10 protein-coding genes are annotated in these 12,574 nt (G+C 71.6%); 8 read left to right on the top strand and 2 right to left on the bottom strand.

Annotation, left to right across the window (positions count from 1 at the left end; translation table 11 throughout):
* Positions 1 to 32 precede the first annotated feature (32 nt).
* Entirely contained in the window at positions 33 to 611 is a 579-nt protein-coding gene (locus KV394_RS09870; protein WP_247981346.1) for a TetR/AcrR family transcriptional regulator, read from the bottom strand.
* Positions 612 to 686: 75 nt separating this feature from the next.
* Between KV394_RS09870 and KV394_RS09875 the strand changes: the two genes are divergently transcribed.
* A complete protein-coding gene (locus tag KV394_RS09875) occupies positions 687 to 1,088 on the top strand; it encodes a VOC family protein (protein WP_247981347.1) in 402 nt (133 codons plus the stop codon).
* A gap of 61 nt (positions 1,089 to 1,149) precedes the next feature.
* Here the strand turns inward: KV394_RS09875 and KV394_RS09880 are convergent, their stop codons facing one another.
* Positions 1,150 to 2,625: an NCS2 family permease gene (locus KV394_RS09880; RefSeq protein WP_247981348.1), complete on the bottom strand. Its 1,476-nt coding sequence runs from the start codon at positions 2,623 to 2,625 to the stop codon at positions 1,150 to 1,152.
* 90 nt (positions 2,626 to 2,715) lie between these two features.
* On the opposite strand from KV394_RS09880, the gene KV394_RS09885 reads away from it, so the two are divergent.
* The 7 genes from KV394_RS09885 to KV394_RS09915 all read left to right on the top strand — a co-directional run bounded on the left by KV394_RS09885 (position 2,716) and on the right by KV394_RS09915 (position 12,569).
* On the top strand, positions 2,716 to 4,095 hold the full coding sequence (locus tag KV394_RS09885; protein ID WP_247981349.1) for a cell division protein PerM: 1,380 nt from the start codon (positions 2,716 to 2,718) through the stop codon (positions 4,093 to 4,095).
* A 61-nt stretch (positions 4,096 to 4,156) separates the two neighbouring features.
* Complete coding sequence (gene purN, locus KV394_RS09890) at positions 4,157 to 4,735, top strand: phosphoribosylglycinamide formyltransferase (RefSeq protein ID WP_136031021.1); 579 nt, start codon at positions 4,157 to 4,159, stop codon at positions 4,733 to 4,735.
* A gap of 43 nt (positions 4,736 to 4,778) precedes the next feature.
* A complete protein-coding gene (purH, locus tag KV394_RS09895) occupies positions 4,779 to 6,386 on the top strand; it encodes a bifunctional phosphoribosylaminoimidazolecarboxamide formyltransferase/IMP cyclohydrolase (RefSeq protein WP_136031019.1) in 1,608 nt (535 codons plus the stop codon).
* A 125-nt stretch (positions 6,387 to 6,511) separates the two neighbouring features.
* On the top strand, positions 6,512 to 8,026 hold the full coding sequence (locus tag KV394_RS09900; protein WP_247981350.1) for a DNA-3-methyladenine glycosylase 2 family protein: 1,515 nt from the start codon (positions 6,512 to 6,514) through the stop codon (positions 8,024 to 8,026).
* On the top strand, positions 8,023 to 8,520 hold the full coding sequence (locus tag KV394_RS09905) for a methylated-DNA--[protein]-cysteine S-methyltransferase (RefSeq protein WP_136045942.1): 498 nt from the start codon (positions 8,023 to 8,025) through the stop codon (positions 8,518 to 8,520). Before KV394_RS09900 ends, KV394_RS09905 begins: the two co-directional genes overlap by 4 nt.
* Before the next feature lie 312 nt (positions 8,521 to 8,832).
* Positions 8,833 to 10,758 carry an ABC transporter ATP-binding protein gene (locus KV394_RS09910; RefSeq protein WP_247981351.1) on the top strand — a complete coding sequence of 642 codons (1,926 nt, stop codon included), beginning with the start codon at positions 8,833 to 8,835 and terminating at the stop codon, positions 10,756 to 10,758.
* Positions 10,755 to 12,569 (top strand): ABC transporter ATP-binding protein, encoded by a 1,815-nt coding sequence (locus KV394_RS09915; RefSeq protein WP_247981352.1) that lies wholly within the window; start codon positions 10,755 to 10,757, stop codon positions 12,567 to 12,569. The genes KV394_RS09910 and KV394_RS09915 overlap by 4 nt, the downstream gene beginning before the upstream one ends.
* Positions 12,570 to 12,574: the final 5 nt, after the last annotated feature.

Here is a 12,574-nt window from a genome sequence, read left to right on the forward strand (position 1 = left end):
TCGTCGTGCCCAGGTCCTCGTCGCGTACGGTCTCAGTGCGCCGACGTCACAGCGTCGAGCAGGCGGTCGAGTGCGCGGTGTGCCTGCCGTCGCGCCGCGGTGTCGTCGGGGCGGGCGGCCAGCCACAGGGCGAGCTCGTTCATGGCGCCGGACAGCGCGGCGGTGAGGGCGTCGAGCTGTGCGGACGGGACCCCGGCCTCGCGCAGTCCCGCACGCAGCTCCTGCTCCGGCCCCTCGGCGTCGAGGCGACGCCACTGCTCCCAGCCGAGCACGGCGGGGCCGTCGACGAGCAGCACGCGCGCGGCGGTTCCCGCGGTGATGGCGTCGAGGAAGGCGTGACTGCCGTCGCGGAGCGCGGCGGGGCCGGGGGTGTCGCGCGTGGCGGTCGCGATGGCGGCGGCGACCCGCTCCTGCGCGGCGGCGGCGACGGCCGCGAACAGTCCGGGCTTCGAGTCGTAGTGGTGGTACACGGCGCCGCGCGTCACGCCCGCGGCCCGGGCGATGTCGTCGACCGAAGCCGCCGCGTATCCGTGTGCGGCGAAGTGCGCGGTGGCGGTGTCGAGGATGCGGCGGGCCGTGGCGGCGGCGTCGGCGGCGGAGGCGCGGGGCATGCGGGTTCCTTTACGTACGTGTTGTATGTATTCTAGCCGGACGAATACAAACATGCAGTATGTAAAGGAGTGACGATGGAGATCACCAGCTTCTACCCGGTGCTGATGGTGGACGACGTGTCCGCGGCCGCGCGGTTCTACCGCGAGGAGCTCGGATTCGACACGACGTTCGAGGCCGACTGGTACGTGAGCCTGCGCTTCGACGGGGGAGAGCTCGCGATCCTCGACCGCACGCACGAGACCATCCCGGAGGGCTTCCGCGCACCGGTCACCGGACTGCTGCTGAACGTCGAGGTGCCAGACGCCGCCGCCGAGCACGCTCGGCTGGTGGGGGAGCGCGGACTGATCGAACGGCTGGCCCTGCGCGATGAGGACTTCGGTCAGCGGCACTTCATCGTCGAGGCTCCCGGCGGGGTGCTGATCGACGTGATCGAGCCGATCGAGCCGTCCGCCGAGTTCACCGCCGCCTACGCCTGAGGCCCAGGGAAACCACGGAGGGGCGGGTGCCGCAGCACCCGCCCCTCCGTGGATCCGCTCGTCAGATCCCGACGCCGAACAGCGCCTCGATGGGTCCGCGTGCGAAGAAGATCAGGAAGCCGGCACCGACCACCCACAGCAGCGGGCTGATGGTCTTCGCCCGGCCGGAGAACGCGTGGATGAGCACCCAGCTCACGAAGCCCGCACCGATGCCGTTCGCGATCGAGTACGTCAGCGGCATCACGGAGACCGTGAGGAACACCGGCAGCAGCACGCGGAAGTCGCCGAAGTCGATGTGCCGGATCTGCGCCATCATCATGGCACCGACGATGATCAGGGCCGCCGCGGCGATCTCGGTCGGGACGATCGAGGTGAGCGGGGTCAGGAACATCGCGATCAGGAACACCACGCCGGTCACGACGTTGGCCAGGCCCGTGCGGGCACCCTCGCCGATCCCCGCGCCCGACTCGATGAACACCGTGCTCGACGACGACGAGGTCGCGCCACCCGCGATCGCACCGACGCCCTCGACCACCAGCGCCGATTTGATGCGCGGGAAGTCGCCGTTGTCGTCGGCCAGGTTCGCCTCCTTCGCGAGGCCCGTCATGGTGCCCATCGCGTCGAAGAAGTTCGTGAAGAGCAGGGTGAAGACGATCATCACGAGCGCGACGAGGCTGACCTTGCCGAGGTCGAACGAGAAGTCCACCGCGCCGATCAGGCTCAGGTCGGGCACGCCCACGGGGGAGCCGTTCAGCGCGGGAACCGTCAGACCCCAGCCGCCCGGGTTGACCACGTTGCCCTCGTCGTCGAGGCCGCGGGCGCCGATGTGCCAGACGGCCTCGACGATCACGGCGAGCACGGTGCCGCCGATCAGGCCGATCAGCATGCCGCCCTTGATGCGCAGCGCGACGAGGATGCCCGTCAGCAGCAGCGTGATCACGAACAGCAGGCTCGGCACGGTCGCGACGGAGCCGTTGACCCCGAGCCCGACGGGCGGCGAGGAGGCACCGGTCGCGGTGACGAAGCCGGAGTTGACGAAGCCGATGAACGCGATGAACAGGCCGATGCCGACCGTGATCGCGATCTTGAGCTGGAACGGCACCGCGTCGAAGATCGCCTTGCGCAGTCCGGTGGCGGCGAGCAGCACGATCACGACGCCGTTGATCATCACCAGCGCCATGGCCTCGGGCCACGTCACCTGGCCGACCACGGAGAACGCGACGAACGCGTTGATGCCGAGTCCGGCGGCGAAGCCGAACGGCAGACGCGTGACGAGCCCGAACAGGATCGTCATGACGCCGGCGGTCAGGGCGGTCGCGGCACCGACCGCGTTGAAGTCCAGCATGTTCCCGGCGACGTCGGGTTTGCCGGACAGGATGATCGGGTTGAGGATCACGATGTAGGCCATCGTGACGAACGTCACCAGGCCCCCTCGGATCTCGGTGCCGATCGTCGATCCGCGCTTGCTGATCTCGAAGAAGCGGTCCAGGGCGCCGGTGGGCTCGGCGGTCGCCGGGGCGGGCGGGGCAGTTGTCATCGGGTAACCTCCGGAGAAACGCTACCGTGTCGCCCGCCCCGCGCGCGCCCCGAGGAGCCGCACGGCAACTCGTCGTAGTCTCGAATCGCTATGCAACGCCTCCTCGTCGCGCTCCTCGCCGCCTTCGACGCCGCCATCGCGGCCGCGGTCGGACTGGCCGTGCTCCTGGCGCCGCTGACGCTGCTGTGGACGGTCGCGTTCGGCGTCACGGCCGACTGGGGTGCGCTCTGGCCCCTCACGGGCACGCTCTGGGAGTTCGGGCACGGCGTCCCGCTCGAGGTCACGATCCCGGACGAGCTCCTCGTCACGCTGGGCATCCCCGCGCAGGCCGCATCGTTCGCGGTGTCGATCACGCCCCTGCTGCTGCTGTTCTTCACGCTCCTGTTCGCCGCGCGCTCCGGAGCGCGCGCCGCCCACGCGGGGGCGTGGCTGCTGGGTGCCCTGTCCGGCTCCGCCGTGTTCGCCGCGATCTCCACACTGGTCGCGCTGACGGCACGGCTCGATGCGGTGCGCACGCCGCTGCCGCTCGCGATCCTGCTGCCCGCCGCCGTCTATCTGGTGGGCGCCGTCTGCGGCGCCGTCCGGGTGGCCTGGGACGACGGCGACGGCGGCCTCCTCGACCGCCTGCACGACCGCCTCGACGCGCGGGAGGACTGGGCTCCCGTGCCCGCGGCGATCGTCCGGGGTGCGGCCTTCGTCCTGGTCGGCGTGACCGGAGCGGCGGCGCTCGCCGTGGCCCTGTCGGTGCTGACCCGCGGCGGTGACGTGGTCGCGCTGTTCCAGGGTGCGCGCGTCGACGCGCTCGGCGCCACCGTGCTCACGCTCGCGCAGCTGGCGTATCTGCCCACCCTGATCGTGTGGGCGGCGGCGTGGCTCGCCGGTCCCGGCTTTGCGGTCGGCGCCGGCACCGCGGTGTCGCCCGCCGGCACCCAGCTCGGCGTGGTCCCCGGCATCCCCGTGTTCGGGCTACTGCCGGAGAACACCTCCATGTGGATGCTGATCGTGGTGCTCGTCCCCGTCGCGGCCGGCGCGTTCGCGGGCTGGGCCGTGCGCTCCCGGCTCGTCTGGGAGGCCACACCGCTCGGGCTGCTGCAGCGCGCCGTGATCGCCGTGGGCATCGCCGCGGTGACGGCGGGAGTCGCGGGGCTCGCGGCCGAGCTCGCGAACGGGTCGATGGGGCCGGGGCGCCTGGGCGTCGTCGGTCCCGCCGTGCTGCCCTTCGCCCTCGCGCTCGGCGCCGAGGTGCTGGTGGGCGCGGCGATCCTGCTGCTCGCACCGCGCAACCGTGAGGAACTCGCGGAGGAGCGCACCGACCGCTGGCTCGCCGAGATGACCGAGGCCGAGCGCGACCGCGGTCCGCTTCCCGCCGAGCCGACCGCGTGGCCGTCCCTCACCGACGACACCGCGCCGCTCGGCGACCTGCGCGTCCCGCCGCTGCCCGACGGCGACGACCGCGACCGGCGCGGCTGAGTCCCGCCGCCCGCGCAGCCGCCCGCGCAGGGCGGTCCGCATGCGCCGGTAGACTGGGCGCGTGCTCACGGTCGCCGTTCTCATCTCGGGCGCCGGCTCGAACCTTCGCGCCCTCCTCGAGGCCGCTCGTCACCCCGATTTCCCGGCCAGGGTGGTCGTCGTCGGCGCGGATCGCGAAGCAGAGGGGCTGGCGCACGCCGAGGAGTTCGGCATCCCCAGCTTCACCGTCCCGTGGCACGAGCACGAGAGCCGCGAGGCCTGGGGCGAGGAGCTCGGCAGGCAGCTGGCGGTGTGGAACCCCGACCTGGTGGTCCTCAGCGGCCTCATGCGTCTGCTGCCCGCGTCGCTGGTCGCCGCGTACGCCCCGCGGATCATCAACACGCACCCCGCGTACCTCCCGGAGTTCCCCGGCGCACACGGAGTGCGCGACGCCCTCGCGGCCGGGGTGCGCGAGACCGGGGCGAGCGTGATCGTGGTCGACGACGGCGTGGACACCGGGCCGATCCTGGCGCAGGAGCGCGTCCCGATCCGCGCCGACGACACCGAGCACACCCTGCACGAGCGCATCAAGCCCGTCGAGCGCCGCCTGCTCATCGACGTCGTCCGTCGCATCGCGACCGGCGATCTCGTCCTGACCTGACCCCCCCCCGAACCCCCGCACGCCCCGCACGAAGGAGCCCATCATGGCCGGCCCCCGCCACGACCCCACGCTCTACCGCGATCGCGACACCGTGCCGATCCGGCGCGCCCTCGTCTCGGTCAGTGACAAGACCGATCTGCTCGTGCTCGCCGCGGCCCTCGCCGACGCCGGGGTCGAGATCGTGTCGACCGGCTCGACCGCCTCGACCATCCGCGACGCCGGCTTCGAGGTCACCGACGTGGCCGCGGTCACGGGCGTGGCCGAGATGCTCGACGGCCGCGTGAAGACGCTGCACCCCAAGGTGCACGGCGGCCTGCTCGCCGACCTGCGCCTCGAGGACCACGAGCGCCAGCTCGCGGAGCTCGACATCGCCCCGTTCGAGCTGGTGGTGGTGAACCTGTACCCGTTCGTGGAGACCGTGGCCTCCGGCGCCGTGGGCGACGACGTGGTGGAGCAGATCGACATCGGCGGGCCCGCCATGGTCCGCGCTGCGGCGAAGAACCACGCGAACGTCGCGATCGTGGTCTCGCCCGAGTCCTACCCGGCGATCGTGTCGGCCGTCGCCGACGGCGGCACCACGCTCGGCCAGCGCCGTGAGCTCGCCGCGCGCGCCTTCGCCCACACCGCCGCCTACGACACGGCCGTGGCGCAGTGGTTCGCCGAGGGCACGCTCACCGAGCCCGGCGATCTCCCCGCACACCTCACGATCCAGGCCGAGCGCCTCGCGACCCTCCGCTACGGCGAGAACTCGCACCAGCGCGGGGCCATCTACACCCGCGCCGGCGGCCACGGCATCGCCCAGGCCACGCAGCTGCAGGGCAAGGAGATGTCGTACAACAACTACGTCGACGCGGATGCCGCGCTGCGCGCCGCGTACGACATGATCAAGCCCGCCGTCGCGATCATCAAGCACGCGAACCCGTGCGGGATCGCCACGACCGCGCCGAACGCGCTCGACCCGATCGCCAGCGCCCACCTGCGCGCACACGAGTGCGACCCGGTCTCGGCGTACGGCGGGGTCATCGCCGCGAACGGCACCGTCACGCTGAAGATGGCCGAGAACCTGAAGGACATCTTCACCGAGGTCATCGTCGCGCCGTCGTTCGAGCCCGCCGCGCTCGAGGTGTTCAAGGCCAAGAAGAACCTGCGTCTGCTGCAGCTGCCCGAGGACTGGCAGCAGGAGCGCATGGACGTGCGGCTGGTGTCGGGCGGGCTGCTGCTGCAGGACGCCGACCGCTTCCCCGACGACATCGTGTCGGTCGCGAAGGACTGGGAGCTGGTGTCGGGTGAGCGTCCGAGCGACGAGGAGATGGAGAACCTGATCTTCGCGTGGAAGGCCTGCCGCGCCGTGAAGTCGAACGCGATCGTGCTGGCGAAGGACAACGCCACGGTCGGCGTCGGCATGGGTCAGGTCAACCGCGTCGACTCGTGCCGCCTCGCGGTCGAGCGAGCGGGCGACAGGGCGGCCGGATCGGTCGCCGCCTCCGATGCCTTCTTCCCGTTCGCCGACGGTGCGCAGGTGCTCATCGACGCGGGTGTCACCGCGATCGTGCAGCCGGGTGGGTCGGTGCGCGACGAGGAGGTCGTCGACGCCGCGCGCAAGGCGGGCGTGACGATGTTCTTCACCGGGGAGCGTCACTTCTTCCACTGACCTCCGCGCATCCGCGTCCGGGACCCGCTCTCCTCGGGAGGGCGGGTTCCGTCGTCTCCGGGGCCTTCACTGTCGTGTCCGATTTCCGCCAGCCGTGGTCGGTGGTCGGTGGCAGAGTGGAGGACATGAGCCTCCCCGTGATCGACTTCGACGAGCGGTACCGCGCCATCAGTGCGCGCGACACCCGCTTCGACGGGCAGTTCGTGACCGCGGTCCGCTCGACCGGGATCTACTGCCGGCCGAGCTGCCCTGCCCGCACCCCGAAGCCGCAGAACGTCACGTTCTATCCCACGAGTGCGGCCGCGCATGAGGCCGGCTACCGCGCCTGCAAGCGCTGCCTGCCCGAGGCCGCACCGGGGTCGCCCGCGTGGGACGTGCGCGGAGACACGGCGGCGCGCGCCATGCGGCTGATCGCGACCGGGGTCGTGGAGCGTGAGGGCGTGCCGGGCCTCGCCGCCCGCCTGGGTTACTCCAGCCGGCACCTCACGCGGCTGCTGACGACCGAGCTCGGCGCGGGCCCGCTCGCGCTCGCCAGGGCGCACCGCGCGCACACGGCCCGCATGCTGCTCGTGGGCACGGACATGCCGGTGGCGGATGTGGCGTTCGCCGCGGGGTTCCAGAGCATCCGCCAGTGCAACGACACGATCCGCGAGGTGTTCGGCCTCACGCCGGGCGAGCTGCGGGCGCGGCGACGCACTCCGGCGTCCGACGTGCCGGGGGCGATCGACCTGGCCCTGCCGTACCGCGGCCCGTTCGACGCGGCCGGGGTGTTCGCATGGATGGCGGCCAGGGCGGTCGCGGGGGTCGAGGAGGCGCGGTCCGACGCGTTCGCGCGCCACCTGCGCATGCCGGGCGGCCCCGCGTGGTTCGAGGTGCGGCAGGACGGCGAGCGGCTGCGGCTGCGGGCTCGCGTCGCACGCCTGAGCGACCTGGCGCCGCTGGTGTCGACCGCGCGGCGCCTGTTCGACCTCGACGCCGACCCCCTCGCGATCGACGAGGCCCTGGCCGCGCATCCGTCGCTGGCGGCGCTGGTCGCACGCACGCCGGGGATCCGGGTGCCCGGGGCCGCGGATCCGCACGAGATGCTGATCCGGGCGATGATCGGGCAGCAGATCACCGTCGTCGCCGCCCGCACCGCGCTCACCGCACTCACCGAGGCGCTGGGGGAGAGGACACCCGAGGGGCTGCTGTTCCCCACCATGACCGCGATCGCGGAGCACGGGGCCGAGGTGCTGCGGGGCCCCGCGGCCCGGATCCGCGCGGTCACGGGGGCCGCCGCGGCCCTCGCCGACGGCAGCCTGACGCTGACCGTGGGCGATGACGGCGCGGAGCAGCGCGCGGCCCTGCTGGCCATGCCGGGGATCGGACCGTGGACGGCGGACTACGTGCGGATGCGTGTGCTCGGCGACCCCGACATCCTGCTCCCCGGCGATGTCGCGCTGCGCGCGGGCGCGGCGGCGGTGGGACTCCCCGGCGAGCCGAAGCCCCTGGTCGCCTGGGCCGAGCGCACGGCCCCCTGGCGGAGCTACCTCAGCGCGCACCTGTGGCGTGCGGCACCCCAGCGCCCCGCGGGACCGCGGTCGCCTGCCGCCCGCGCGGCCGCGACCGACGACGAGACCCAGATGAAGGAGACGCCATGACCGCCCTGATCCAGACCATCGACACCCCGGACGGCCCGTTCACGATCCTGGCCGACGCCGAGCAGCGCGTCCTCGCCTCCGGGTGGACCGACGACGTGGAGGCGATCCTCGGTCGCCTCTCCGCCGCCGCCCGTCCGGAGGAGCTGCGCGACGCCGAGACCGACGCGGCGGCTGCCGCCCTGGCCTATTACGCCGGTGACGTGTCGGCGATCGACGCCGTCGCGGTGAAGCAGACCGGAACCGCTCTCCAGCGCGCGGGGTGGGATGCGCTGCGCGGCATCGAGCCGGGTCGGCCGCTCACCTACACGGGCTTCGCCGCGCGCCTCGGCAATCCGAACGCGGTGCGCGCGGCGGCGTCGATCTGCGCCCGCAACGCCCCGGCCCTGTACGTCCCGTGCCATCGGGTGCTGCGCACCGACGGCTCGCTGGGCGGCTTCGCGTGGGGTCTCGCCGTGAAGCAGAGCCTCCTGGCCCGTGAGAGCGCCGCGCGCTGAGCCGTCCGAAGCCCCGCCCCGTCTCCACGCAGGACGGGGCTTTCGGCTGCCGCGGGAATTCCTCTTGCGCCCAGCTGGTTCACAGGAATAGGCTGATGGGCTGTCGCGCCAACCGGACGACCTCGCCGAGCCCATGAGGAGGACACCATGACCACGATCGCCGCCGCGCAGATCGCCACTCTCGGCTCGACCCCGGTGCGCCCGCTCTCCTAGAGCCGCCGCCCCCGTTCTGCACCGGATGCCGGGCTCCAGGAGCCCGCTCTCGCATCCGTCCCTCTTCCTCTTCGTTTCGCCTCGACTCCTCTGAGAGACATGTCTTCCTCGTCTTCCGCGCACAATCCGTCGTCCACCCTGTCCACCCCCGCCGCGCTGTGGCGGCTCAAGCCCTTCGTGAGGCCGGTCGTCTGGCGTCTCGCCGGAGGGGCCGCGAGCGCTCTCGCCGCCGCTCTCATCGCGTTGATGATCCCGATCGTGCTCGAGCAGATCATCGGCGGACCGGTCCGCTCCGGTCACATCGATGCGATCGTGTGGGGCGCGGCCGCCGTGTTCGCCCTGGCCCTCGGCGAGGCGCTCATGGTGTGGCTCCGCCGTCAGTTCGTGCTGTTCCCCGCCACGCAGGTCGAGTACACGATGCGCACGGAGCTGTACTCGCGGCTGCAGACGCTGCCGGTCGCGTTCCATGACCGCTGGCAGTCGGGTCAGCTGCTGAGCCGCATGATGCAGGACATCGGTCTCATCCGCCGCTGGCTCGCGTTCGGCCTCGTGCTGCTCGTGGTCAACGTGCTCACGATCATCATCGGCTCGGTGCTGCTGTTCCGCTGGCACTGGCTGCTGGGCACGATCTTCCTGGTGACCGCGATCCCGCTGTGGATCCGCGGCTACCTGTTCGAGAAGCGCTACGGCGCCCTCACCCGCCGCAGTCAGGACCAGGCGGGCGACCTCGCCACGAGCGTCGAGGAGAGCGTGCACGGCATCCGCGTGCTGAAGGCGTTCGGCCGCGGCAAGCACGCCCTGCGTCGCTTCAGCCGTCAGGCGGAGACGCTGCGCGAGACCGAGATGAGCAAGGCCGGCGCGATCGCGTCCATCTGGTTCTGGCTCGACCTGATGCCGCAGATCGCGTTCGGCCTGAGCCTGATGTCGGGCATCTGGCTGATCTCGCAGGGCGCGATCACCGAGGCCGAGCTGTTCGCCTTCTTCGCGATGGCCGTGGTGCTGCGCTGGCCCATCGAGTCGATCGGCTTCCTGTTCTCGTTCATGCTCGACGCCCGCACGGCGACCGACCGCGTGTTCGAGATCTTCTCCGAGACCAACACCATCACGGACCCGGAGCACCCGGTGCACATCGACGAGCCGCGGGGCGAGCTCGCGTTCGAGAGCGCGCACTTCCGCTACCAGGACGCGGGTGCCGACGAGCGCGACCTGCTCGACGGCATCGACCTCGTGCTGCGGCCCGGCGAGACCATGGCGCTCGTCGGCCTGACCGGAAGCGGCAAGACCACGCTCACGACGCTCCCCACGCGGCTGTACGACGTGACGGGCGGACGGGTCACTCTCGACGGCGTCGATGTGCGCGACCTGCCGCTTGCGGAGCTGCGTCGGCACATCGCGATGGCGTTCGAGGACGCGACGCTGTTCTCGGCGTCGGTGCGGGAGAACGTGCTGCTCGGACGCGCCGACCTCGACATGCACAGCGACGAGGGGGAGCGCGTGCTGCGCGAGGCCCTCGACGTCGCCCAGGCGTCGTTCGTCGACACGCTGCCGGAGGGGGTCGAGACGGTGATCGGCGAGGAGGGCCTGAGCTTGTCCGGCGGGCAGCGGCAGCGTCTAGCGCTCGCGCGTGCCGTCGCCGCCGCGCCCAAGGTCCTCGTGCTCGACGACCCGCTGTCGGCGCTCGACGTCGACACCGAGGCCCTGGTGGAGGAGGCCCTGCGGCACGTGCTGGCCGACACCACGGCGCTGATCGTGGCGCACCGCCCGTCGACGGTCGCCCTGGCCGACCGGGTCGCGCTGCTGGAGGCCGGCAGGGTCACCGCGGTCGGCACGCACGCGGAGCTGCTGAAGACCAGCCGCCACTACCGTCACGTCATCTCGAGCCTGGAGGCCGAGGAGGCGGCGCGCACCGGCGCGATCCCGGTCATCCGCGACACCGAGGCGGAGATCCACGATGCGGTGCAGGACGGCCTCCGGGAGGACGCCGCCGACGACGATCTGATGAGCGAGAAGGAGGTGCAGCGATGAGCTCTACGCTCACCGGCACCCAGGACGAGGACCGTTCCCGCCTGACCCGCGAGGAGAGCAGGGCGATCCGCAAGCGGTCGCTGCGACTGCTCGGCTCGCTCGTGCGGCCGCTCAAGCCGCAGATCGTGCTCGCCGCGGTGGTGCTCGTGATCTCGACGGCGCTGCAGGTCGCCGGTCCGATCCTGATCAGCATCGGGCTCGACCGTGCACTGCCGGCCGTGATCGAGAACGCCGACTGGATGCCGACGTTCGTGGTGGGCGGGATCTACCTGCTGGCCGGTGCGCTCGCGGCCGCCCTGATCGCCTGGTACGTGATCATCGCGGCGAAGCTGACGCAGGCGATCCTGCTCGATCTGCGCAAGCGCATCTTCCTGCACACCCAGCGGCTGAGCCTGGAGTTCCACGAGTCGTACACCTCGGGGCGCATCATCTCGCGACAGACGAGCGACCTCGACTCGATCAGGGAGCTGCTGGACGGCGGCCTGAATGAGCTCGTGTCGGGCGTGCTGTTCGGCCTGTTCACCTTCATCGCGCTGTGCGTGTGGGACTGGCAGTCCGGCCTCATCCTCGCGCTCGGCGGGGTGCCGCTGTTCTTCCTGATGCGCTGGTTCTACTCGCGCTCGCAGCTGGTGTACCGCGAGTCGCGCGTGATCAGCGCCAAGGTCATCGTGCAGTTCGTGGAGACCATGACCGGCATCCGCGCGGTGAAGGCGTTCCGCAAGGAGCCGCGCAACGACGAGGCGTTCCAGCAGGTCGCCGGCGACTACCGCGACGTGAACCGCCGCTCGATGCTGCTGTTCGGCACGTTCGAGCCGGGGCTCATGGGCGTCGCGGCTCTGGTGCTCGGGATCGTCGTGCTGTGGGGCGGCATCCGGGTGTCGACGGGGGCCCTCACGGTCGGCGTGCTGCTGTCCGCCGTGCTGTATGTGCGCAACTTCTTCGCGCCGATGCAGGAGATCGCGATGTTCCTGAACTCCTACCAGTCCGCGACCGCGGCGCTGGAGAAGGTGTCCGGCGTGCTCGAGGAGGTGCCGACGGTGCCCGACCCCGAGAAGCCGGTGGACCTGTGGGAGTCGCGCGGACACGTCGAGTTCGACGAGGTCACGTTCGGGTACAACGGCGAGAAGACGATCCTCCCGAACTTCTCGCTCGACATCCCGGCCGGGCAGACGATCGCCCTCGTGGGGACGACCGGTGCGGGCAAGTCGACGCTGGCCAAGCTCGTCTCGCGCTTCTACGACCCCTCGGAGGGTCGGGTGACCCTCGACGGCGTCGACCTGCGCTCGCTGCACCCGAAGGACCTCCGTCGTGCGATCGTGATGGTCACGCAGGAGGCGTACCTGTTCAGCGGGACGGTCGCGGACAACATCGCCCTGGGCAAGCCGGACGCCTCGCTCGACGAGATCAAGGCCGCCGCCCGCGCGGTGGGCGCCGACGGCTTCATCTCGGCGCTGCCCGACGGCTACAACACCGACGTGAACAAGCGCGGTGGGCGCGTCTCGGCGGGGCAGCGACAGCTGATCTCGTTCTCGCGCGCCTTCCTCGCCGACCCGGCGGTGCTCATCCTCGACGAGGCCACCGCCTCGCTCGACATCCCGTCGGAGCGGCTGATCCAGGACGCGCTGCAGACGCTGCTCGCTGACCGGACGGCGATCATCATCGCGCATCGGCTGTCGACGGTCGCGATCGCCGACCGGGTGCTCGTGATGGAGCACGGCCGCATCATCGAGGACGACACCCCGGAGGCGCTCATCGGCGGCTCCGGCAAGTTCGCGCAGCTGCACGCCGCGTGGCAGGAGACGCTCGTCTGACGGCG

It is taken from the genome of Microbacterium sufflavum, assembly GCF_023101165.1.
Classification (GTDB): domain Bacteria; phylum Actinomycetota; class Actinomycetes; order Actinomycetales; family Microbacteriaceae; genus Microbacterium; species Microbacterium sufflavum.